This window comes from Vandammella animalimorsus (assembly GCF_002285285.1).
In the GTDB taxonomy this organism is placed as follows: domain Bacteria; phylum Pseudomonadota; class Gammaproteobacteria; order Burkholderiales; family Burkholderiaceae_C; genus Lampropedia; species Lampropedia animalimorsus.
Map to the genome: position 1 here is coordinate 49114 of NZ_NSJF01000003.1, position 23608 is coordinate 72721.

Consider the following 23608-nt stretch of genomic DNA (forward strand, 5'->3'; position numbering starts at 1 on the left):
CGACATTGGCATTGAGCTGACCTACCCATGGAATCGTTGCCGCCCAATTACCCCGCCCCGGCCGGCCAGGCCGCGCTGCAAACCTTTCTGGCCTTTGATTACGGCACCCAGCGCACTGGCGTGGCCGTGGGCACACGCCTGTTGGGCACGGCCCGGCCGCTGACGGCGCTGCAGGCGCAAGGCAAGGCTGTCTTTGCGCTGGTCGAGCCGCTGCTGGCCCAGTGGCAACCCGATGCGCTGGTCGTTGGCCTGCCTTTTCACCCCGATGGCGCGCCCCATGCCAACACCGAGTTGGCGCGCCGCTTCATGCGCGGGCTGCACGGGCGCTTTGGCCTGCCGGTGTTCGGCGTCGATGAGCGCTACAGCACCACCGAGGCGCTGTCGCAGGGCGCCGATCAGGCCCATGTCGACGCCGTATCTGCCGCTATCATCCTGACCCAATTTCTGAGGAACCTGGAATGAACCACACCGCATCGCCAGGGCTGCTGGCCCTGGATGCCGAAAGCCTGTATGCCGATCTGCGCCAAGGTGTTCGGGCGCTGCTGGAGCCGCAGACGCGGCTGGCGGGCATCACCTCCGGCGGCGTCTGGCTGCTCGAGCGCCTGATCGACGATTTGCAACTGCGTCAGGGCCTGAACACCTTGTCTTCAGCACTGCATCGCGATGACTTCGCCCAGCGCGGCATGGCCAGCGCTGCGGCCAGCGCCCAGACTGCGCTGGATTTTGACGTCAACGGCGCAGACATTCTGGTGCTCGACGACGTGCTCTACACCGGCCGCACCATCCGCGCCGTGCTCAATGAGCTGTTCGACTATGGCCGCCCGGCGCGCGTGCGCCTGGCGGTGTTGGTCGATCGCGGCGGGCGCCAACTGCCCATCGAGGCCACCTACGCCGCCGCGCGCCTGTCGCTGCCGGCCAGTCAGAAGCTGGCGCTGGCGCGTCAGGATGTGCAAGGCCGGCAGCGCCTGCACTTTGCGATTGAGGAGGTCTGAGGCCATGCGCGCGTCCCGCAACCCGCAACTGAACCAGCACGGCGAGCTGATCCACCTGCTCTCCACCGAGGGCCTGCCGCGCGAGATCATCACGCACATCCTCGACACGGCCAGCAACTTCGTCTCCGTCAGCGACCGCGAAGTCAAAAAAGTGCCGCTGCTGCGCGGCAAAAGCGTCTTCAACCTGTTCTTCGAGAACAGCACGCGCACGCGCACCACGTTCGACATTGCCGCCAAGCGGCTTTCGGCCGACGTGTTCACGCTGGACATCGGCCGCTCCTCCACCGCCAAGGGCGAGACCCTGCTGGACACGATCGCCAACCTCTCGGCCATGGCCGCGGACATCTTCGTCGTGCGCCACAGCGAATCGGGCGCGCCCTACCTCATCGCCCAGCACGTGGCGCCGCACGTGCACGTGGTCAACGCCGGCGATGGCCGCCATGCCCACCCTACGCAGGGTCTGCTGGACATGTACACCATCCGCCACTACAAAAAGGATTTCAGCCAACTGTCGGTGGCCATCGTGGGCGACGTGCTGCACTCGCGCGTGGCGCGCTCGGACATCCACGCACTGACCACGCTGGGCTGCCCGGACGTGCGCGTGGTCGGCCCGCGCACCCTGGTGCCCGAGCACTTCTCGGCCATGGGCGCGCGCGTCTTCCACCGCCTCGAAGACGGCATTCGCGATGCCGACGTGGTCATCATGCTGCGCCTGCAAAACGAGCGCATGAGCGGCGCGCTGCTGCCCAGCAGCCAAGAGTATTTCAAGAACTTCGGCCTGACGCCGGCCAAGCTGCGCTTGGCCAAGCCCGACGCCATCGTCATGCACCCCGGCCCCATCAACCGTGGCGTGGAGATCGACTCCGACGTTGCCGATGGCGCGCACAGCGTGATCCTGCCGCAGGTGAGCTTTGGCATCGCCGTGCGCATGGCCGTCATGTCCATCGTCGCCGGCAACGAAGCCTGATCCACCCCTTCAGACCCTTGTCATTGCACGCATGAAAACACTCATCCAAGGCGGCCGCCTGCTGGATCCGGCCAGCGGGCTGGATGTCGCCGGCGACATCGCCATTGCCTCCGGGCGCATCGTCGCCATCGGCCAGGTGCCGGCCGAGTTCCAGCCCGAGCGCCGCATCGACGCCAGCGGCCTGTGGGTGCTGCCCGGGCTGGTCGATCTGTGCGCGCGCATGCGCGAGCCCGGCTTCGAGCACGCCGGCATGCTCGAATCGGAAATGCACGCTGCTGTGGCTGGCGGCGTGAGCAGCCTGGTCTGCCCGCCCGACACCGACCCGGTGCTGGACGAATCCGGCCTGGTCGAAATGCTCAAGCTGCGCGCGGGCAACCTGCGCCAGGCGCGGCTGTTCCCGCTGGGCGCGCTCACGCGCGGCCTGCACGGCGAGGTGCTGACCGAAATGTCGCACCTGACCCAGGCCGGCTGCGTGGGCTTCGGCCAGGCCGAGGCGCCGCTGAAAAACAACCTGGTGCTGCAGCGCGCGCTGCAGTACGCCGCCACCTTCGGCTACACCGTCTGGCTGCGCCCGCAAGATGCGGCACTGGGTGGCGGCGTGGCCGCCAGCGGCCCGCTGGCGCAGCGCATGGGCCTGTCGGGCGTGCCCGTGGCCGCCGAGACCATTGCCCTGCACACTCTGTTCGAGCTGCTGCGCAGCACCCCCTGCCGCGTGCACCTGTGCCGCCTCAGCAGCGCCCAGGGCGTGGCACTGGTGCGCCAGGCCAAGGCCGAAGGCCTGCCCGTGAGCTGCGACATCAGCATCAACTCCCTGCTGCTGACCGATGCCGACATCGGCTTCTTCGACAGCAATGCGCGCTTGCAGCCGCCGCTGCGCCAGCAGCGCGACCGCGAGGCGCTGGCCCAGGCGCTGGCCGATGGCACCATCGACGCGCTGGTCTCCGACCACACGCCCGTGGCCGATGACGCCAAGGAAATGCCCTTTGCCGAAGCCGAGCCCGGCGCCACCGGCCTGGAGCTGCTGCTGCCGCTGACCCAGCACTGGGCCCAGCAGCAAGGCGTGCCCCTGCTGACGGCGCTCTCGCGCGTGAGCAGCGCCAGCGCCCAGGTGCTGGGCGATGCGCTGGGCACATTGCAGGCCAGCGTTGGCAAGCTGGTGGTCGGCGGCGTGGCCGACCTCTGCCTGTACGATCCGCAAGCGCCCTGGCGCGTCACGCCCCAGGCGCTGCACAGCCAGGGCAAACACACGCCTTTTCTTGGCGAGACTCTGCCCGGCCAGGTGCGCTGCACCATCGTGGCCGGCGACATTGCCTTCGAGCGCCGCGCAGCCAGCGCCGCATCGCCCCTGGCCCAATCAAGCTAGGGCTTGTTGAGATTGAGCATTGCGGCGGTGTTTTCGGTCAACAATCCACAGCTGCAGCGTTGAAAACGCTGGCAAGGTGTTCAACCTTGCGCACGTTTTCGCCTTGCATCTGCGGCTTTTGCCTCGAAAAACCGCTTCGCAAACCCAATCTCAACAACCCCCAGCCCCGCACAAAACTCCAGCGCCCAGCCCACGCCCCGATGTCCCAGACCTCCCCTGCCCCAATTTTCAGCCTGCAACGCATGGCGCAACTGGCTCTGTACGTCATCGTGCGTCCGGCCGAGTATTTCCGCACCATGCCGCGCCAAGGTCCGCTGGCCGAGCCCATGCTGTTCGTGATGGTGATGGCCATTGCCGCAGCGCTGCTGGCCTCGCTGCCCCTGCTGTTGCTGCACGGTCAGGCGCCTGCCTTGCTGGACATTCTGGTGCTCACGCCAGGGCTGAGCCTGGGGGCCGTGTTCATCGCTTCGGCCATCGTCATGCTGCTGTGGAAAGCCCTGGGCTCGCCGCACGGCTACCAGGTGGCCTTTCGCTGCGTGGCCGCCACCATGGCGCTGGCCCCGGTGACGGCGCTGCTGGCCTTTGTTCCTTACGTGGGCGCAGTGCTCAACATCGCCTGGACCATGTACCTGTGGACCATCGCCAGCGTCGAAGTGCATGGCATCTCCCAGCGCAAGGCCGCCGTGGCCTTTACGCTGCTGGGCCTGCTGATGGCCGGCGGCATCTGGCAAATGCAAAGCATGCAGGCCCAGATACTGGCCGAGCGGCTGGAGCCGCTGGGCATCACGCTGGAGCAGTTCGAGGCCATGAGCCTGCAGGAGCAAAACCGCGTGCTGCAGCAAATCCTGCAGGTCCCGCCGGGCGGCGCAGGCGGAGCAACCAGCGGCCCTGCGGCGCAATAAGCCGCCTGGCCTGGCCCGGCTTGGCCTGGGCGTTGCGGCGCTGCCTGCCGCAGGCGGCCGCAACAACTGCAGCGGCCTCTACCACAGCGCGCCGCGCGCATCGATGGGGATGATCTCCTGCACCACGCCGTGCTCCAGCCCGCCCCGAATGCCGACGAAGGCATCGTGCAGATTCACGGTCGGATCGCAATGGCCGGGCACCAGCCACAGCGTTTGCCCCAACGCCGGCACCGGGGCGTGCAGCGCGCCGTGCAGCACGCGCGGCGCCACGATGCCGTGTTCATCGCCGCCATTGCGGAACTCATACAACGGCGGCAGGCCCTGGTTCCAGACCATGGGCAGGCCCGAGTCAATGGCATGGCTTTTGTGGCCGGCATCGACCACGGCGTGCGCGGCGCAGCTGGAAAGCACCTGGGTCTTGATGAACAAAGCATGCTCGAAGTGCGTCGGCCCTGGCAGCGCGGACTGCGGCACCGGCTGCACGCGCGCGTAGTGCGCATCCATGCACAGGAAGGAGCCGGGCTGCAGCTCGGTGTACAAGCCGCTGGCGGCCTCCAGCGCAAAAGTGCCCGTGCCTGCGCCAGTCACCGCCAAATCGGTAAAGCCAGCCGCGTGCAACTGCTCCAAGGTTTGGCGCACCAGCGCATAGGCGGCCTGCATGGCAGCGGCGCGCTGGCTGCCATCCTCGATGTGCTGGGCGCCGCCGTGGTAGGCGTGCAGCCCTGCCAGGCGCAGCTGGCGCTGGCGGACGATGTTCTGCGCCAGCGCCACCGCCGGCGCGCCCGGCGCCACGCCAGCGCGGTGCTGGCCGATGTCAATCTCAATGAACACCTCCACGGCCTGCGGCACGCCTGCGCCCTGCAGCGCCTGGGCCAGCGCGGCCACGCCCTGGGCCCTGTCCACAGCCAGGGCCAGCCGCCCGCCCTGCTGCTGCAAATGGCGCGCCAAGGCCGCCACACGCTGCAGCTTTTGCGGCGCCAGCACCTGATTGCTGATGTAGATGTCGCGCACTCCGCCAGCGGCCAGGGCCTGTGCCTCAGCCACCTTTTGCACACAGCAGCCGCTGGCGCCAGCGGCCACCAGGCGCTGGGCGATGCGCGCGCTTTTGTGCAGCTTGGCATGGGGCCGCCATTGCACGCCATGGGCGGCGGCAAACTCGGCCATGCGCTGGATGTTGCGCTCCATCGCGTCCAGATCCAGCACCAGCGTGGGCGTATCCAGCTCGGTCAGCGGCATGCCTGGCGCCACGCCGACGGCACCATCGAAGCCCTGTTCATGCATGCTTGTTGTCATCCGTCTTCCTCGATCTTTTGCCTGGCATCCCTCTTGCAGCAAAGCAGCGCACGCGCTGGCAAACAGTATGATGCCGCCCAATGCCACCAGCAACGCGCCGGGCGCCTGAGGCAATGCCCAGCGCCCGCGATTATTGCCATGAAAATCATCATTCTCGGCGCAGGCAGAATCGGCCAGGCCGTGGCCGACAGCCTGGTGCTCGAACGCAACGACATCACCGTCATCGATACCAACCGCGCCTTGCTGCAGGAGCTGGAGTCGCGCTACGACTTGCGCGGCGTGGTGGGTGACGGCATCGACCCCTCGGTGCTGGCCGAGGCCGGCGCCGACGACACCGACCTGCTCATCGCCTGCGCCTCGGCCGACGAGACCAACCTGGCCTGCTGCAAGATCGCGCACATGGTGTTTCGCATTCCGGTGCGCATTGCCCGCGTGCGCTCCAACGCCTGGGCCGAGGGCTCGGCCGTGCTGGGGCCGGAGGGTTTTGCCGTGGACCAGTGCCTGCGACCGGAGGATTCGCTCACCCGCTATCTGAGCAAGCTGGTGGAGTTCCCACAGGCCATGCAGGTGCGCGAGTTCGCTGGCGGGCGGGCTGTGCTCACCGCTGCGCGCGCGCGCGCAGCGGCGCCCATGTGCAGCCGCACCATCGCCGAGATCCGCGCACTGCACCCGGAAGTGCCCATGCGCGTGGTGGCCATCTACCGGCGTTTTGCCGATCAGCCCGACCGTTTCGTGCCCAGCGAGGGCAACACCCGCATCGAGCCCGACGACGAGGTGTTCGTGCTGACCACGCGCGAGCGCGCAGCCGAGGTGCTGACGCTGCTGACCAAGCCCGTCGAGGCGCCCACGGCCACCGTGCGCCGCATCATGATCGTCGATGGCGGCGTGGTGGCGCAAAAGCTGGCCCTGCAGCTGACGCAGCAGCGCAAGGGCTACTACCGCATCAAGGTCGTCGAAAGCCAGCGCGAGGCCAGCATGGAGCTCTCGGCCAAGCTGCCCGAAGACGTGCTGGTGTTCCACGCCGAGGCCACCGATGAGGACTTTCTCGACCAAGAGAACATCGAAGAGGTCGATCTGCTGCTGGCGCTGTCGGACGACGACGAGCGCAACATCATGACCAGCCTGCTGGCCAAGCGCATGGGCGCCAAGCGCGTGTTGGCGCTGATCAACCAGCGCAGCTATGCCGACCTGATGCACGGCACGCAGATCGACATTGCCCTGACGCCGGCGCAGGCCATGCTCGGCGATTTGCTGACCTACGTGCGCCACGGCGACGTGCAGGCCGTGCACAGCCTGCGCCGTGGCGTGGCCGAAGCGCTGGAGATCGTCGCGCGCGGCGACAAGAAGACCTCCCAGGTCGTGGGCCGCACCGTGGGCGAGCTGCGCCTGCCGCGCGACGTGCACATCGGCCTGATCGTGCGCGGCCTGGAGCCGCCTGTGCTGGCCCAGCGCAGCCCTGCCGCGCCGCAGCCAGAGGCCGAGCGCGACGCGTTCGCGCGCGCAGCGCCCGAGCACGAGGCTGCCGCCATGCAGGCTGACGCCGCCGCCGAGCCGCCCGAGCCCCAAGCGCTGGCCCCGCGCCTGCCCGAGGTGATCTTCCCGCACCGCGACACGGTGATCGAATCGGGCGACCACTTCGTTTTCTTCCTGCCGCACAAGCGGCTGGTGCGCGAAGTGGAAAAAGCCTTCAGCGTCAAACCCACCTTCTTCTGACCCCTCCCTCGCATGACTGCCCACACAATGCGCGCCATGCGCTGGCCTGCGCCGCAGCGCCCGGCCACCGATGAGCAAGCCTTTTTGTCATGAGCGACTACCTGCCCGTACTGCGTGTGCTGTGTGGCCTGCTGCTGCTGTTTTCGGCCTGTCTGGCCGTGCCGCTGGCCGCCTCGTTGCTGATGCACGAACCCCTGTGGCTGGACTACGCCCTGCCCGCGCTGGTTGGCATGGTGCTGGGCGCCGTGGGCTTTTACCGCCTGCGCCGCTGCCGCCAGGAGCTGCAGCCGCGCGATGGCGTGCTGCTGGTGGGCGCCGTCTGGGGCCTGCTGCCGCTGCTGGGCAGCGTGCCCATCTGGCTGGTCACGCGCCAGGTTGGCCAGCCGCTGAGCTTTGCCCAGGCCTACTTCGAGGCCGTCTCCGGCCTGACCACCACCGGCGCCACCGTGCTGGCCGGGCTGGAGTATCTGCCGCTGTCGCTCAACATCTGGCGCTGCTTCATGCAGTGGCTGGGCGGCATGGGCATTCTGATTCTGGCCGTGGCCGTGCTGCCCATGCTGGGCGTGGGCGGCAGCCAGGTGTTCAAGTCCGAAGTGGCCGGCCCGCTCAAGGACACCAAGCTCACGCCGCGCATCACGCAAACGGCCAAGGGGCTGTGGTCGGTCTATCTGGGCTTGTCGGTGCTGTGCTTTTGCGCCTACTGGGCCGGCGGCATGCCGCCAGTGGATGCGCTGCTGCACTGCTTCACCACCGTCAGCCTGGGCGGCCTGTCTTCATACGACAACAGCTTCGGGCACTTCAACTCGCCCGTGCTGGAGGGCATCGCCATTGCCATCATGCTGGTGGCCAGCTGCAACTTCGCGCTGTACTTCGTGGCCCTGCGCCGCCGCAGCCTGACTGGCTTTTGGCGCGAGGCCGAAGTGCGCGCCACATTGGCCACGCTGCTCATCGGCGGGCTGGTCATCAGCCTGTTCCTGTGGTCGCGCAACGTCTATGAGCTCGGCGACGCCGTGCGCTTTGGCATGTTCAACACCATCTCGCTGGCGACCACCACCGGCTATGCCACCACGGACTACCTGCGCTGGCCCGCCTTTGCGCCGCTGGCCATGCTGCTGCTGTCCTCGGTGGCCTCCAGCGCCGGCTCCACCGGCGGCGGCATCAAGATGATCCGCGCGCTGATCCTGGTGCAGCAAGCCAGGCGCGAGCTCACCCGCCTGGTGCATCCGCGCGTGGTCAACCCGGTACGCCTGGGCCAAAGCCCGGTGGACAACAAGATCATCTTCTCCGTGCTGGCCTTCATCCTGTTCTACATCATGGCCATTCTGGTGCTCAGCCTGGCGCTGGTCATCACCGACATGGATCTGGTGACGGCCTTCTCGGCCGTGCTGGCCAGCATCAACTGCGCCGGCCCGGCGCTGGGCAGCGTCGGCCCGGCCTCCAACTTCGGCGGCTTGAGCGACTTCCAGCTCTGCGTCTGCAGCCTGGGCATGCTGCTGGGCCGACTGGAGATCCTCAGCCTGATGGTGCTGCTGCTGCCCTCGTTCTGGCGCCGTTGATCGCCGGCCCAGGGCCTGCCTGCTCAGCCTCACCCACGCGCCGAGGTTGCATAAGTGACTGGAGCGGCCAGGCCCACGCGGTAGGATGCGCGGCATTTTTTGGGGCCTGTTCACGCTCTGTGCTTGAGGATTTTTGAGGACAGCCCCTTCAAGAAGCGCTACGGCCAAGCCGCAGCGATTGCCGCATCCCCTACGCAATTTGCACATCATGAGCCTGCGCGACACCCTGGACTTTCTGCTCTACGACTGGATCGACGTTCAATCCCTGAACCAGCGCCCGCGCCATGCCGATCACTCGCGCGAGACCTACGACGCCGTGCTGCAGACCTGCGAGCGCATTGCGCGCGAGAAATACGCGCCTTTCAACCGGCTGGTCGATACCGAGGAGCCGCACTTCGACGGCGAAAAAGTCATCCTGCCGCACGCCACCTACGAGGCGCGCCAGGCCTATGCCGAATCGGGCATGCTCAGCGCCGCGCAGGATTACGACATCGGCGGCATGCAGCTGCCCTTCGTGGTCGAGTCGGCGGCCAACACTTTTTTTGCCAAGGCCTCGATCAGCATCGGCTCGAACATGCTCACCAGCGGCAACGCCAATTTGCTGATGGCGCACGGCAGCGCCATGCAGCAGCGGGTGTTCGCGCACAACGAGTTCAACGGCCGCTTCACCGGCACCATGTGCCTGTCCGAGCCGCAGGCCGGCTCCTCGCTGAGCGACGTGACCACGCGCGCCGTGCCCGATGGCGCGGATTTCGAGGCCGACCCGCTGGGCCCGCGCTACCGCCTCAGCGGCAACAAGATGTGGATTTCCTCGGGCGATCACGAGCTGGCCGAGAACATCGTGCACCTGGTGCTGGCCAAGGTGCCAGGCCCGGACGGCAAGCTGGTGCCCGGCGTCAAGGGCATCTCGCTGTTCATCGTGCCCAAGCACCTGGTGGATAGCGACGGCCAGTGCACCGGCGAGCGCAACGACGTGGCGCTGGCCGGGCTGAACCACAAGCTCGGCTGGCGCGGCACCACCAACACCTTGCTCAACTTCGGCGAGGGCAAATACCCGGTGCGCGGCAGCGCCGGGGCCATTGGCTACCGCGTCGGCGCCGTGGGCGATGGCCTGCGCTGCATGTTCCACATGATGAACGAGGCGCGCATTGCCATCGGCATGGCCGCCACCATGCTGGGCTATGCCGGCTACGAGGCCAGCCTGGAATACGCCAAGACCCGCCCGCAGGGCCGGCCGCTGGGCGCAGCCGGCAAGGATGCGGCCAGCGCCCAGGTGCCCATCATCGAGCACGCCGACGTGCGCCGCATGCTGCTGGCGCAAAAGGCCTATTGCGAAGGCGCGCTGGCGCTGAACCTGATGGCCGCGCGGCTGGTGGACGAGCAACACACCGGCGCGCCCGAAAGCGCCGCGCAGGCGCGGCTGCTGCTGGAGGTGCTGACCCCGATCGCCAAGAGCTGGCCCAGCGAATGGTGCCTGGAGGCCAACTCCCTGGCCATCCAGATCCACGGCGGCTATGGCTACACGCGCGACTTCCCCGTCGAGCAGTACTGGCGCGACAATCGCCTGAACATGATCCACGAGGGCACGCACGGCATCCAGGCCAACGACCTGCTCGGGCGCAAGGTGCGCATGGAAGGCGGCGCCGGGCTGGCGCTGCTGGGCCAACGCATTGAAGCCACAGCCGCCGCCGCCCAGCACCACGAGGCGCTGGCGCCGCTGGCCGCGCAGCTGCGCGCGGCCTGGCAGCAGGTGCTGGGCACCACTGAGGCCGCCTGGCAATGGGCGCAGCGCACCGGCGATGCCAGGCGCACGCTGGCCAACGCCGTGCCCTACATGCAGGGCTTTGGCCACACCGTGCTGGCCTGGGTCTGGCTGGACCTGGCGCTGGCCACGCTGCGCGCCGATGCCGCCCTGCACAGCCCAGCCGCGCAGGGCCGCATGGCCTGCGCGCGCTACTTCTTCGCCTACGAGCTGCCCAAGATCGGCGCCTGGCTGGGCGTGGCCGCCGCCGGCGACATGACCTGCGCCGAGCTGGACACCGCCGCGTTCTAAGCCCGCCAAAGATCACCCCGAGATCACCCCAAAAGATCACTCCCGAGGAGACCCCGACATGACCCGCACCATCCAACAACTGTTCGACCTCAGCGGCAAGACCGCGCTCGTCACCGGCGGCTCGCGCGGCCTGGGCCTGCAAATGGCCCAGGCGCTGGGCGAGGCTGGCGCCAAGGTGCTGATCAGCTCGCGCAAAGCCGCCGACCTGGAGGAAGCCGCCGCCGCGCTGCGCGCCCAGGGCATCGATGCGCAGTGGCTGGCCGCCGATGCCTCCAACCCCGAAGACCTGGGCCGCCTGGCCGCCCACGCCCAGCAGCAGCTGGGCCAGGTGGACATCCTGGTCAACAACGCCGGCGCCACCTGGGGCGCACCCGCGCAGGAGCACCCGCTCGAAGCCTGGGACAAGGTCATGAACCTGAACGTGCGCGGCTACTTCCTGCTCAGCCAGCTCATCGCGCGCCAGAGCATGATCGCGCGGCGCAGCGGCAGCATCATCAATGTTGCCTCCATCGCCGGCCTGGGCGGCAACCCGGCGCAGATGACCACCATTGCCTACAACACCTCCAAGGGCGCGGTCATCAACTTCACGCGCGCGCTGGCCACCGAATGGGGCGCGCTGGGCATTCGCGTCAACGCCATCTGCCCTGGCTTCTTCCCCAGCAAGATGACGGCCGGCACGCTCAAGGCCATGGGCGGAGCCGATGCCGTGGCCCGCCACGCGCCGCTGCAGCGCCTGGGCGATGACGAAGACCTCAAGGGCATCACGCTGCTGTTTGCCTCCGACGCGGGCAAGCACATCACCGGCCAGCTGATGGCCGTGGACGGCGGCGTCAGCGCGCAGATCGGCGCTTGAGAGCCACACACGCAAAAGGCCATCCCATGAGCACCACATACGACCTGGCCCACGCCAGCCCCGCCCAGCAAGGCCAAGCCCAGAAGGCGCTGGACAACCTGGGCTTTACCGTGCCCTTCATCGAGCACCTGGGCATCGAGTTTCTCAGCTACGGCGAAGGCGCCTCGCACCTGCGCATTGCGCCGCTGCCCGAGCACATGAACGCCTACGGCATGGCGCACGGCGGCGTGGTCATGACGCTGCTGGACGTGACCATGGCCTTTGCCGCGCTGGAGCCCGATCGCCCCGGCCTGGGCGCCATCACGGTGGAGATGAAAAGCACCTTTTTGCGCCCCTCCACCGGCGTGCTCACGGCGCGCGGCCGGTTGATCCATCGCACCCGCACGCTGGTGTTCCTGGAGGCCACCGTCTTCAACGGCGATGGCCAGCCCAGCGCCCAGGCCAGCGGCACCTTCGTGCTCAAGGAGCGCCCTGCCACCGAACCGAGCCCACACGCTGGCGACGCAGACCGCGCCAGCAATCCCAGTGCCACCAGCGGCTGAAGCCGTGCGGCGCTGCCTTTTCTGATTCCCTCATTCCATACCGCAAGGAGACCCCGCCATGCCAAGCAACCGTCAAATTCTGCTGGACAACCGCCCCCAGGGCGAGGCCACGGCCAGCAACTTCAAGCTGGTGACCAGCCAAACCCCTGAGCTGCAAGACGGCCAGGTGCTGGTGCGCCACCACTACCTGAGCCTGGATCCATACATGCGCGGGCGCATGAACGACTCCAAAAGCTACGCGGCCTCGCAGCCGCTGGGCGAGGTGATGATCGGCGGCACCGTCGGCGAGATCGTGCAAAGCCGCAGCGACAAGTACGCCGAGGGCGATCTGGTCGTGGGCATGGGCGGCTGGCAGGAGTACAGCGTCGTCGATGCCAGCCAGAGCGGCATGCTGCGCAAGGTGCCGGCCGGGCCGGTGCCGCTGTCCGCTTACCTGGGCGCAGTGGGCATGCCCGGCGTGACGGCCTACTACGGCCTGGTGCACATCATCGACCCCAAGCCTGGCCAGACCGTGACCGTCACCGCCGCCTCCGGCGCCGTGGGCAGCGCCTACGCCGCGCTGGCCAAGGCGCGCGGCTGCCGTGTCGTGGGCATTGCCGGCGGGCCCGACAAATGCCGCTATGCCGAGCAGGAACTGGGCTTTGACGTCTGCATCGACTACCGCGCCCACAACCAGGACGTGCGCTCGCTGGCCAAGGCCCTCAAGGACGCCTGCCCCGACGGCATCGACGGCCACTTCGAAAACGTCGGCGGCTGGATCCTCGACGCCGTGATGCTGCGCACCAACGCCTTCGCGCGCATTGCGCTGTGCGGCATGATCGCCGGCTACGATGGCCAGCCACTGCCCATGCTCAACCCCGCGCTGATCCTGGTCAACCGCATGCGCGTCGAAGGCTTCATCGTCAGCGAGCACATGCACGTCTGGCCCGCCGCCCTCAAGGAGCTTGGCGAGCTGGTGGCCAGCGGCAAACTGCGCCCGCGCGAATCCATCGCCCAAGGCATCGAGGCCGCCCCGGAAGCCTTCCTGGGCATGCTGCGCGGCAAGAACTTCGGCAAGCAGCTGGTCAAGCTGATCTGAGCGCGCTCCCCAAGCCGCTACGCACGTAAAAAGGAGGACCGCCATGATCCGCGACTTCGATGGCAAGACCGCCGTGCTCACCGGCGCAGGCTCGGGTTTCGGGCTGGAATGCGCGCGCATTGCCGCCGCGCGCGGCATGCACCTGGTGCTGGTGGACGTGCAGCAGGACGCGCTGGCGCGCGCCGCCGCCGAGCTGCAACCGCAGCTGGCCGCGCGCGGCCGCCAACTGCTGGCCCAGCGCGTGGACGTCAGCGACGCCACCGCCATGCAGGCCCTGGCCCAGCAGGTGCAGCAGGCGCTGGGCGCGCCGCACTTCGTGTTCAACAACGCCGGCGTCTCCGCCGCCGGCCTGGTGTGGGAGAACACGCCCCAGGAATGGGCCTGGGTCATGGGCGTGAACCTGATGGGCGTGGTGCACGGCGTACACAGCTTCACCCCCATGATGCTGCAGGCCGCACGCCAGGATCCAGCCTGGCGGGGCCACATCGTCAACACCGCCAGCATGGCTGGCCTGCTCACGCCGCCCAACATGGGGCTGTACAACGTCAGCAAGCACGCCGTCGTGGCCCTGACCGAAACGCTCTACCAGGACCTGCGCCTGGTCACCGAGCAAATCGGCGCCAGCGTGCTGTGCCCCTACTTCGTGCCCACCGGCATCGCCGACAGTGGCCGCAACCGCCCACAGGCGCTGGCCGGGCAAGCGCTGACTGCCAGCCAGCGCGTGGGCGAAGCCATGGGCAAAAAGGCCGTGCAATCGGGCAAGGTCAGCGCCGCCGACGTGGCGCAGATGGTGTTCGAGGCCATCGCCCAGGATCGCTTCTACATCTACAGCCATCCCCAGGCCCTGGGCCCGGTGCAGACCCGGCTCGAAGACATCATGCAGCAGCGCAATCCCAGCGACCCCTTTGCCCACAAGCCTGAAGTGGGCGAGCAGCTGCGCCAGCAGCTGCGGCAGTGAAAGCCTGCTCCAATCTCGGCGCAAGCGGGCCTGAAAGCCTGTGCCCACGGCTGCCGCCCACCGGGCGGCAGCGCCGCTACCTCACGCCCACACGAGACACGCCATGCCTGCCTTCGCCCTCACGCCCGCCACCGCTGCCCTGCTGACCATCCCGCCGCTGCTGTGGGCCGGCAATGCCGTGGCCGGGCGCATGCTGGCGCCGCTGGTGCCGCCCATCACGCTGAACCTGCTGCGCTGGGTGCTGGTGGCGCTGCTGCTGTTGCCGCTGGGCTGGCGGCTGTGGTCATTGCGACATCAGGCGCTGGCCAGCCTGCGGCCGCTGTTGCTGATGGGGCTGCTGGGCATTGGCTGCTACAACGCCTTGCAGTACATGGCGCTGCGCAGCTCCAGCCCCATCAACATCACGCTGGTGGCCGCCAGCTCGCCCATCTGGATGATGCTGGTGGGCGCGCTGTTCTTTGCCGAGCGCCCCAGCTGGCGCCAGGGCCTGGCCACGTTGTTCTCGCTGGCGGGCGTGCTGCTGGTGCTCACGCGCGGCAGCTGGCAGCAGCTGGCGGCGCTGTCGCTGGTGCCCGGCGATTTGCTGATGCTGCTGGCCGCGCTGTGCTGGGCGGGCTACAGCTGGCTGCTGCTGCGCGCCCCAGTGGCCTCTGCATTGCGCAGCGACTGGGCGGCTTTTTTGCTGGTGCAGGTGCTGCTGGGCATCGGCTGGTGCGCGCTGGCCGCCGGGTTGGAATGGAGCAGCGGCGCGCAACCCATCCGCTGGGGCCTACCGTTGGCCGCAGGGCTGCTGTTCATCGCCCTGGGGCCGGGGCTGATTGCCTACCGCTGCTGGGGCATAGGCGTGCAGCGCGCCGGGCCGACGCTGGCGGCGCTGTTCTCCAACCTCACGCCGCTGTTTGCCGCGCTGATGTCGGCCCTGCTGCTGGGCGAGGCCCCCCAGCCCTACCACGCCGCCGCGTTTGCGCTGATCGTCACCGGCATCGTGATCTCGGCGCGGCGCTGAAAGCGCCTGTCAGGGCCGGGCGCACCCCTTGCCCTGGATGCGTCGCGCAGATCGTCGCCGTCAACCCGTGTTGCGCAGCGCGGCGGCGATGCCGTTGATGCTGATGTGGATGGCCGTTTGCACGCGCTCGTCGGCCCCGCCGGCGCGCCAGCGTTCGAGCAGTTCAACCTGGATGTGGTGCAGCGGGTCGATGTAGGGGAAGCGGTGGCGGATGGAGCGCGCCAGGCCAGGGTTGCCCGCCAGCCGCTGGCGCTGGCCGGTCAGCAGCTCCAGCGCGGCCACGGTGCGCTGCCATTCGGCGCTGATCTGGGCAAACACCGCCTGCGCCAGCGCGGCGTCGGGCACCAGGCGGCTGTAGCGCTCGGCCAGCACCAGATCGCTCTTGGCCAGCACCATGTCCATGTTGGAGAGTAGGGTCTGCAGGAAGGGCCACTGGCTGGCCATCTCTTGCAGCAGGGCCTGGCGTTGGGCGGGCGTGGCCAGCGGCGGCAGGGGCTGGCCGCCGGCCGCCGCAGCCGGCTGGGCCTGGCCTTCTACAAAAGCCTGCACGGCGCTGCCAAAGCCATACCAGCCCGGCAGCGTCAGGCGGCTTTGGCCCCAGCCAAAGCTCCAGGGGATGGCGCGCAAATCCTGCAGGCGCTGGCCGGGCTTGCGCGAGGCCGGGCGCGAGCCGATGTGCAGCTCGGCGATTTCGCGCACCGGCGTGGCGTTGAAGAAGTAGCGGGCAAAGTCGGGCGTCTCGAACACCAGCGCGCGGTAGGCGCGCATGCTGGCCTCGGACAGCGCCTGCGCCACGGCCAGATAGTGCGCAGGCACAGGCTGGCGTTGCGGCAGCAGCGTGGCCTCCAGGGTGGCGGCCACCAGGGTTTCCAGGTTGCGGCGGCCAATTTCGGCGTTGGCGTATTTGGAGGCGATGACCTCGCCCTGCTCGGTCAGGCGGATTTGGCCGCGCACGGTGCCCGGCGGCTGCGCCAGGATGGCGTCGTAGCTGGGCCCGCCGCCGCGCCCGACGGCCCCGCCGCGGCCGTGGAACATGCGCAGCCGGATCTGCCCGCCGTGGCGCTCGCCAATGTCGGCAAAGCACTGCACCAATGCAGTGCCAGCCATGTACAGCTCCCAGTGGCTGGTGAAGATGCCGCCGTCCTTGTTGCTGTCGGAGTAGCCCAGCATGATGTCCTGCTCACCGCCCGAGCGCAGCATCATGGGCGCGATGCCGGGGCAGCCGTAGTAGCCCTGCATGATGGCCGGGGCCTGGCGCAAATCGGCAATGGTCTCGAACAGCGGCACGACGATCAGGCTGGCCTGCGCCTGCTCGCTCAGGCGGCCTTGCACCAGGCCGGCTTCCTTGAGCAGCAGCAGGGCTTCGAGCAGGTCGCTAACGCTCTCGGTGTGGCTGATGATGCAGTGGCCAATGGCCTGCGGGCCGTAGGCCTGCAGCATCTCGCGTGCGGTGTCGAAGATTTCCAGCTCGCTGCGCGCCAGGGGCGAGTAGGCGTGCTCGGGCACGCGCAGCGAGCGCGGCTCATCCAGCAGTTGCAGCAACAGCGCCTGGCGCTGGGCTTCGTCCAGCGCACCGTAGTCGGGCGCCAGCCGCGCCACGCGCAGCAATTCGGTCAGCACGGCCTCGTGCTGGTCGGAGCTTTGGCGCAAATCCAGCGTGCTCAGGCAAAAGCCGAATACGTCCACCTTGCGCATCAGCGGCAGCAGGCGCTCGGGCATCAGGGCCTGGCCGTGGTGGGCGTGCAGCGAGTCGGCAATCACCTGCAAGTCGGCCAGCAGCTCGCCCGCATGCGCGTAGGCCGGGCGCGGCATTTGCATGGGCCGGGGCGCAGGCAGGGGCGCGCTGCCAGGCCCGGCATCGCCCAGTTGCGCCAGGGTGGCGGCCAGGCGCGCGTAGATGCCGCTGAGGGCGCGGCGGTAGGGCTCATCAGCGCGGTGCGGGCTGTCGTCGCCCGAGGCGTCCGCCAGGGCCTGCAAGGCGGCGCTGACAGGCACGCGCCGCTCGGACATGGACAGCTCCGCGCCCAGCGCATGCACCTGGGCCAGGTAGTGGCGCAGCGCCACGCCGCTTTGGCGCGCCAGCGCGTAGCGCAGCGTGTGCGCGGTGACGTTGGGGTTGCCGTCGCGGTCGCCGCCAATCCATTGGCCCATGCGGAAAAAGCTCGGCAACGCCAGGCGCGGCGATGCGGGCTGGCCAGGCAGCAGCAGGGCCTGCAAATGGGCGTACAGCTGCGGGATTTCCTCCAGAAAGGTGGCCTCGTAATAGCTCAGCGCGTTGTCGATCTCGTCGTGCACCGTCAGGCGCGAGTAGCGGTTCAGCCGCGTTTGCCACAGCTGGGTGATGCGCGCGCGCAGCGCCGCTTCGTTGGCCGCCAGCCGCGCTGGCAGGCGCGCGTCGGGCTGGCCCAGCGCCGCGTCGCGCTGCGCCTGCTGCTGCAGGCGGCCGCGCTCGGCCAGCAGCTGGGCGATGCGCTTTTCCGTATCCAGAATGCTTTTGCGCTGTACTTCGGTAGGGTGGGCGGTGAGCACCGGCGAGACATAGGCCTGCGCCAGCGTCGCCAGCACCTGCGGCGCATCGACGCCGGCTGCGCGCAGCCGCGCCAGCGCATCGGCCAGGCTGCCGCGCGGATGCTCGCCGCGGCGCTCGTGCACCTCGCGCCGGCGCAGAAAGTGCTGGTCCTCGGCCAGGTTGGCCAGGTGGCTGAAGTAGGTGAAGGCGCGCGCCACCGTGACGGTGTCGTCGTTGCTCAGGCTTTGCAACAGCGGCTGCAGGCCGCTGCTGGCCTGGCCTGCCTCAGCCTGGCTCGCCCGGCGGTCGGCCACGGCCAGCTGGCGGATGCGCTCGATCATCTCGAAGGCGGCATCGCCATCCTGCTCGCGGATCACCTCGCCCAGCAAACGCCCGAGCAGGCGGATGTCCTCGCGCAGCGGCTGCTCCTTGTCCGGCTCGTGCGTGTGCTGCAGGGCTGCGTCTGTGGGCTCTTTGGTGTGCATGGCGCTCAATCTCCCAGTCGAAAAGCAAAGTGCATATGGTAGGGCCCGGCTGGCAAACCGCGCGTCACACGCGCCGGCGCGCTGTGCGCTATGCGTCAGCGCGCGCCAGGTGCCGCTCCAGCCTGCGCAGCCCCAGGGTGAGCAAGAAGGTCATCAGCCAATAGGCCAGGGCGATGGCCAGATAAGGCTCCCAATAGCGGCTGTAGGCGCCGGCCACGGTGCGCGCGGCGTAGGCCATCTCGGCCAGGCCGATGGCCGAGACCAGCGAGGTGTCCTTGAGCAAGGCAATCATGTTGTTGCCCAGCGGCGGCAGCACGCGTCTGAAGGCCTGCGGCAGCACGATGTAGCGCATGCTTTGGGCGGGCGTCATGCCCAACGACAGCGCAGCCTGGCGCTGGCCGCGCGAGATCGATTGGATGCCGGCGCGAAACACTTCGGAGATGTAGGCGCCGGAGTTCAGCGTCAGCGCCACCACGCCCGAGAGCAGCGCGCCGTAGTCCTGCTTGAGCTGGCGCGCCAGCTCGCCGCTGACCAGCAGGCCGTCCTGCGGATGGATGAACACCGGCATCACGGCAAAGTGCATCAGCATGATTTGCACGAACAGCGGCGTGCCGCGAAAAAAGCTGACGTAGGCGGTGGACGGCCAGCGCAGCAGATAGCGGCACAGGCCGCGCCAGGGCGCATGGCGTGCCTGGGCCAGCCTGGCCAGCGCCAGCAGCAGGCCCAGCATGCAGCCCATGAGCACGCAGGCCAGCGTCATGCCCACGGTGATCAGGGCGCCGTGCCAGAACAGGGATTGGTATTCGACCAGGATGTCGGCGCGGAACCAGCCGAACCAGGCCGTGGCGTTGTCATTCATGGCGGGTGGGGGCCGGCGCGCCTGTGGCGGCCAGCTGGGCAAGCAAGATCGGTTGTTTTGGTAAGTGCGGCGCAGGCCGAAAAACAGGCACCAGCCCAAGGCCGAGCGCAGCGATGGCCCGGGCAAAGCCCCCTTCTGCCAGCGCCTGTGACGGTGGCCTGACAGGGCGGGCAGGCCCACACACAGTGGGCCTGCTTCGTTCATCAAATTTCGCTGCGGCTGTTTGAGCGCAGCGGCAAAGCCGCGCAGCGAGTTTCCGCAGCATCCGCCCTGGCAGGCCATCGGCACAGGTCGCCCCGGCGCGCAGCGCCGGGGTCGCGGGCAGTGGGGTCGCCTTCTTTTGCCTCCTTTTCTTGGCGAGACAAGAAAAGGAGGTGCGCCGCCGGGCGCACATCCCGGCCTCTGCACTCAACACCGGCGCAGGCGGCAGCTACTGGGTGCCCCTGCGCAGGTTGGCGCTGCACGGCCGCAGCGCGAAACTGGCAGAGCGGCGGCTCACGCCCCGCCCTCACGGCATCACTGCGCAACGTAATCCTTGTCGAACCACTTCTTGTAGAGGCGGTTGTAAGTGCCATCGGCGCGGATGGCGGCCAGGCCGGCGTCGATCTTGGCGCGCAATTCGTCATCGCCCTTGCGCACCACAATGCCGAAATACTCCTTGGGGAAGTTGGGGTCGTCCACCGTCTTCAGCCCTGGCGTCTGCGACACGCGGTAGGCGATCACGCCGTTGTCGCCAATGGCCGCATCCACGCCGCCAGCGGCCAGCTCGGCAATGATCAGCGGCGTGCTCTCGAAGCGGCGCACGTTCGGGCTGGTCTTGCCCAGCTCGCGGCTGGCCACGTCGTCGCCAGTGGAGCCGCTGACCACCGCCACCTTCTTGCCGGCGATGTCCTTGAGCGAGGCAATGGCGCTGTCCTGCGGCACGGCAATGAGCTGCTTGGCATCGAAGTACGGGGCCGAGAAATCAAAGCTTTGCTTGCGCTTGTCGTTGATGGTCACGCCAGAGATCACCAAATCCACATCGCCGTTGTTGAGCGCGGCAAAGATGCTGGAGAACGGCGTGTTGACCAGGCGCACCTTGAGCTGCTGCTGCTGCGCAATGGCGTTGATGATGTCGATGTCGAAGCCGACGATTTGCTTTTCCTTGTTCTCAAAGGCAAACGGCGCGTAGGTCGCGCTGGAGCCCACCACCAGCTGGCGGGTCTGCTCGGCCTGGGCCGGCGCCTGAGCAGCAAACAGTGCCGAGACAGTGAACATCAGTGCAGTGAAAGTACGTTGAAAGCGCATGATCTTTAAGCTTTGTTTGACAAATAAAGAGGGCGGCGAGTATGACACGAAGCAGGCCTTGCAACCGCGACCTGGCCGCCCTTGCGCAAGTTGCGCGAGAGGGCCTGCGTGCACCAGCGCATCGCGCGCCCATGCGGATTCGTACAGCCCTCCCCCTTGAGCAAGATGGGCAAGTTCTGCGGCCTACACTTGCGCCTACCTTGAGAATCTGACCCAAGCCTTTACTTTGTTGCCATGAAGCCTGCCAGCACTGCCCCCTCGGCCCATGATGCCGCCCCCGCCACCACCATCGAACTGGCCGTCAGCGGCATGAGCTGCGCGGCCTGTGTCGGACGCGTCGAGCGTGCGCTGGGCGCCGTGCCCGGTGTGGAACAAGCATCGGTCAACCTGGCCACGCAACGCGCCACGGTGCGCGGCGCCGCCAGTGGCCAGGCGCTGCTGGCGGCCATCGAGCGGGCCGGCTATGCCGCGCGGCAATTGGACGGCCCGGCCGGGCTGGAAGATGCGCAGGCCCAGGCCGAGCAAGAGGCCGAGCGCGTGCAGCTGCAGCGCGACTGGCTGCTGGCCACGCTGCTGGCACTGCCAGTGTTCGTGCTGGAGATGGGCGCGCACATGGTGCCGGGCATGCACCACTGGATTGCGCAGCACATCGGCGAGCGCAACAGCTGGCTGCTGCAATGCGTGCTGACTACGCTGGTGCTGCTGGGGCCGGGGCGGCGCTTTTACCGCCAGGGCATCCCGGCGCTGCTGCGCGGCGCGCCAGACATGAATTCCTTGGTGGCCGTGGGCACGCTGGCGGCCTATGGTTATTCGCTGGTGGCCACCTTTGCGCCGCACTGGCTGCCACAGGGCGCGAGCCATGTGTATTTCGAGGCCGCGGCGGTGATCGTGGCGCTGATTCTGCTGGGGCGGCTGCTGGAGGCGCGCGCCAAGGGCCGCACCTCAGCGGCGATTGCGCGGCTGCTGCGCCTGCAGGCCAAGACGGCGCGCGTGCGCCGTGGCGAGCAATTCGTCGATCTGCCCATTGACCAGGTGCTCGCCGGCGACGTGCTGCAGGTGCACCCGGGCGAGCGCATTCCGGTCGATGGTCAATTGCTCGAAGGTCAGAGCTTCGTGGATGAGTCGATGATCTCGGGCGAGCCGGTGCCGGTGGCCAAAACGCCAGGCCAGCCGCTGGTGGGCGGCACCGTCAACCAGACCGGCGCCTTCACCATGCAGGCCACGGCCGTGGGCGAAGCCACGGTGCTGGCGCAGATCATCCGCATGGTGCAGCAAGCCCAGGCGGCCAAGCTGCCCATCCAGGCGCTGGTGGACAAGGTGACGCTGTGGTTCGTGCCGGCCATCATGCTGATCGCAGCGCTGACCTTTGGGGCCTGGCTGCTGCTGGGCCCGGCCCCGGCGCTGACGCTGGCGCTGGTCAATGCCGTGGCCGTGCTCATCATCGCCTGCCCCTGCGCCATGGGCCTGGCCACGCCCACTTCCATCATGGTCGGCACCGGTCGGGGGGCGGAGCTGGGCATCCTCTACCGCAAGGGCCAGGCGCTGCAGGCCTTGCACGAGGTGCGGGTGGTGGCGCTGGACAAGACCGGCACCCTGACCGAGGGGCGCCCCACGCTCACCGATCTGGAAACCACTGGCGGCTTCACGCCCGAGCAGGTGCTGGCCCATGTGGCGGCGGTCGAGGCGCGCTCGGAGCACCCGATTGCGCGCGCCATCGTGCAAGCGGCCGAGCAACAGGCGCTGACGCTGCCAGCGGTGCAGGCCTTCGAATCCGTCACCGGGCTGGGCGTGCGCGCCGAGGTGGACGGGCAGCGCGTGGAGATCGGCGCTGACCGCTTCATGCAGCAGCTCGGGCTGGACTGCGGCGTGTTTGCCGCCACCGCCCAGCGCCTGGGCAGCGAGGGCAAGACACCGCTGTACGCCGCGCTCGACGGACGCCTGGCGGCCATCATCGCCGTGGCCGATGCCATCAAGCCCAGCACGCCTGCGGCCATCGCCGCGCTGCACGCACAAGGGCTGAAGGTGGCCATGATCACCGGCGACAACGCCCGCACCGCCCAGGCCATCGCCCAGCGCCTGGGCATCGATGAGGTGGTGGCCGAGGTGCTGCCAGGCGGCAAGGTGCAGGCCGTGCAGGCGCTGCGCGCCGCGCATGGCCCGGTGGCCTTCGTCGGCGACGGCATCAACGACGCCCCGGCGCTGGCCGAGGCGCACGTGGGCCTGGCCATCGGCACCGGCACGGACGTGGCCATCGAATCGGCCGACGTGGTGCTGATCTCGGGCAATCTGCAGGCCGTGCCCAACGCCATCGCGCTCTCGCGCGCGACCATGCGCAACATCGGCCAGAACCTGTTCTGGGCCTTTGCCTACAACACTGCGCTGATCCCGGTAGCCGCTGGCCTGCTCTACCCGCTATGGGGCGTGCTGCTCTCGCCGGTGTTCGCTGCCGGCGCCATGGCCTTGTCCAGCCTGTTCGTGCTGGGCAATGCGCTGCGCCTGCGGCGCTTTGCGCCGCCGCTGGCCGCTTAGAGCGTGTATGCACTTTGCGCGAATCGCAGCGCACGCCGCGCTTCGCGCAGGCCTTTGTTGACTCACGATTTCTTGTTCGTCTGCCGGCTGTGCGCTGCAGCCGGCGCGGGCAGCGCGCCCTGGTGCAGGATGCCACGGTGGTAGAGCAGCGGCGCCAGGGCCTGCGGGCACTGGGCCGGGTCGGCGCCGGGCAGCTCGCGCGGCCAGGCGCCACGGTAGCCCACGCGCTCGACCTGGCCGATGAAAATGGTGTGATCGCCCGCCAGGTGCTGGGCGTGGCGGCGGCATTCGAACCAGGCCAGCGCGCCAGGCAGCAGCGGCACGCCGCTGGCAGCGCGGACGGTGTGCAGGTTGCGGAAGCGATCCAGGCCCGGCGTGGCAAAGCGCTGCGCCAGCAGCAGCTGGTCGGCAGCCAGCACGTTGATGGCAAAGTGCTGACAGTGCAAAAAGTCCTGCAGGTGGCTGGAGGCGTTGAGCAAACTCCACAGCACCAGCGGCGGCTCCAGCGACACCGAGGCAAAGGAGCTGACCGTCAGGCCCGCAGGCTGGCCCTGGGCGTCCAGCGTGGTGACGATGGTCACACCGCTGGCGAAGCTGCCCAGCGCATCACGGAAGTGGCGGGTGCTGAAATGGCTTTGCAGGTGCTCGGCACTGTCGGGCATG

At 68.4% G+C, this 23608-nt stretch carries 19 protein-coding genes; 14 read left to right on the forward strand and 5 right to left on the reverse strand.

Annotated elements, in window-relative coordinates; translation table 11 throughout:
* The first annotated feature begins 27 nt into the window (after nt 1–27).
* The 5 genes from ruvX (at nt 28) to CK620_RS06715 (ending at nt 4224) form a co-directional block, all read left to right on the forward strand.
* On the forward strand, nt 28–462 hold the full coding sequence (gene ruvX / locus CK620_RS06695) for a Holliday junction resolvase RuvX (protein WP_095549671.1): 435 nt from the start codon (nt 28–30) through the stop codon (nt 460–462).
* On the forward strand, nt 459–992 hold the full coding sequence (gene pyrR / locus CK620_RS06700; protein WP_095549672.1) for a bifunctional pyr operon transcriptional regulator/uracil phosphoribosyltransferase PyrR: 534 nt from the start codon (nt 459–461) through the stop codon (nt 990–992). Before ruvX ends, pyrR begins: the two co-directional genes overlap by 4 nt.
* Before the next feature lie 4 nt (nt 993–996).
* Complete coding sequence (locus tag CK620_RS06705; protein WP_095549673.1) at nt 997–1959, forward strand: aspartate carbamoyltransferase catalytic subunit; 963 nt, start codon at nt 997–999, stop codon at nt 1957–1959.
* Between the two features lie 31 nt (nt 1960–1990).
* The gene (locus tag CK620_RS06710; protein WP_095549674.1) at nt 1991–3322 is read left to right on the forward strand and encodes a dihydroorotase; all 1332 of its coding nucleotides are present in this window, start codon (nt 1991–1993) and stop codon (nt 3320–3322) included.
* A 200-nt stretch (nt 3323–3522) separates the two neighbouring features.
* Nucleotides 3523–4224 carry a YIP1 family protein gene (locus tag CK620_RS06715; protein ID WP_095549675.1) on the forward strand — a complete coding sequence of 234 codons (702 nt, stop codon included), beginning with the start codon at nt 3523–3525 and terminating at the stop codon, nt 4222–4224.
* Between the two features lie 78 nt (nt 4225–4302).
* Here the strand turns inward: CK620_RS06715 and CK620_RS06720 are convergent, their stop codons facing one another.
* Nucleotides 4303–5505, reverse strand: coding sequence for a DSD1 family PLP-dependent enzyme (locus tag CK620_RS06720; RefSeq protein WP_095549676.1), 1203 nt, complete (start codon nt 5503–5505; stop codon nt 4303–4305).
* A gap of 150 nt (nt 5506–5655) precedes the next feature.
* Between CK620_RS06720 and trkA the strand changes: the two genes are divergently transcribed.
* From trkA to CK620_RS06760, 8 genes are all read left to right on the forward strand, one after another.
* Nucleotides 5656–7230, forward strand: a complete 1575-nt coding sequence (gene trkA / locus CK620_RS06725; RefSeq protein ID WP_095549897.1) for a Trk system potassium transporter TrkA — start codon at nt 5656–5658, stop codon at nt 7228–7230.
* Between the two features lie 89 nt (nt 7231–7319).
* Nucleotides 7320–8786 carry a TrkH family potassium uptake protein gene (locus CK620_RS06730; RefSeq protein ID WP_095549677.1) on the forward strand — a complete coding sequence of 489 codons (1467 nt, stop codon included), beginning with the start codon at nt 7320–7322 and terminating at the stop codon, nt 8784–8786.
* A 208-nt stretch (nt 8787–8994) separates the two neighbouring features.
* The gene (locus tag CK620_RS06735; RefSeq protein ID WP_095549678.1) at nt 8995–10839 is read left to right on the forward strand and encodes an acyl-CoA dehydrogenase; all 1845 of its coding nucleotides are present in this window, start codon (nt 8995–8997) and stop codon (nt 10837–10839) included.
* Nucleotides 10840–10897: 58 nt separating this feature from the next.
* Nucleotides 10898–11692, forward strand: coding sequence for an SDR family oxidoreductase (locus CK620_RS06740; RefSeq protein ID WP_095549679.1), 795 nt, complete (start codon nt 10898–10900; stop codon nt 11690–11692).
* 26 nt (nt 11693–11718) lie between these two features.
* Nucleotides 11719–12234 (forward strand): PaaI family thioesterase, encoded by a 516-nt coding sequence (locus CK620_RS06745; RefSeq protein WP_095549680.1) that lies wholly within the window; start codon nt 11719–11721, stop codon nt 12232–12234.
* Between the two features lie 58 nt (nt 12235–12292).
* Nucleotides 12293–13312: an NADP-dependent oxidoreductase gene (locus tag CK620_RS06750; protein WP_095543058.1), complete on the forward strand. Its 1020-nt coding sequence runs from the start codon at nt 12293–12295 to the stop codon at nt 13310–13312.
* Between the two features lie 43 nt (nt 13313–13355).
* A complete protein-coding gene (locus CK620_RS06755) occupies nt 13356–14270 on the forward strand; it encodes an SDR family oxidoreductase (protein WP_095549681.1) in 915 nt (304 codons plus the stop codon).
* 103 nt (nt 14271–14373) lie between these two features.
* A complete protein-coding gene (locus tag CK620_RS06760) occupies nt 14374–15276 on the forward strand; it encodes a DMT family transporter (RefSeq protein WP_095549682.1) in 903 nt (300 codons plus the stop codon).
* 60 nt (nt 15277–15336) lie between these two features.
* Here the strand turns inward: CK620_RS06760 and ppc are convergent, their stop codons facing one another.
* From ppc to CK620_RS06775, 3 genes are all read right to left on the reverse strand, one after another.
* Complete coding sequence (ppc, locus tag CK620_RS06765; RefSeq protein WP_095549898.1) at nt 15337–18270, reverse strand: phosphoenolpyruvate carboxylase; 2934 nt, start codon at nt 18268–18270, stop codon at nt 15337–15339.
* Nucleotides 18271–18358: 88 nt separating this feature from the next.
* Nucleotides 18359–19129, reverse strand: a complete 771-nt coding sequence (locus tag CK620_RS06770; RefSeq protein WP_095549899.1) for an amino acid ABC transporter permease — start codon at nt 19127–19129, stop codon at nt 18359–18361.
* A gap of 516 nt (nt 19130–19645) precedes the next feature.
* A complete protein-coding gene (locus CK620_RS06775) occupies nt 19646–20386 on the reverse strand; it encodes a basic amino acid ABC transporter substrate-binding protein (RefSeq protein WP_095549900.1) in 741 nt (246 codons plus the stop codon).
* Nucleotides 20387–20650: 264 nt separating this feature from the next.
* On the opposite strand from CK620_RS06775, the gene CK620_RS06780 reads away from it, so the two are divergent.
* Entirely contained in the window at nt 20651–22945 is a 2295-nt protein-coding gene (locus CK620_RS06780; protein WP_095549683.1) for a heavy metal translocating P-type ATPase, read from the forward strand.
* A gap of 62 nt (nt 22946–23007) precedes the next feature.
* On the opposite strand, the gene CK620_RS06785 is transcribed toward CK620_RS06780, so the two are convergent.
* Nucleotides 23008–23607 carry a flavin reductase family protein gene (locus CK620_RS06785; protein ID WP_095549901.1) on the reverse strand — a complete coding sequence of 200 codons (600 nt, stop codon included), beginning with the start codon at nt 23605–23607 and terminating at the stop codon, nt 23008–23010.
* Nucleotide 23608: the final 1 nt, after the last annotated feature.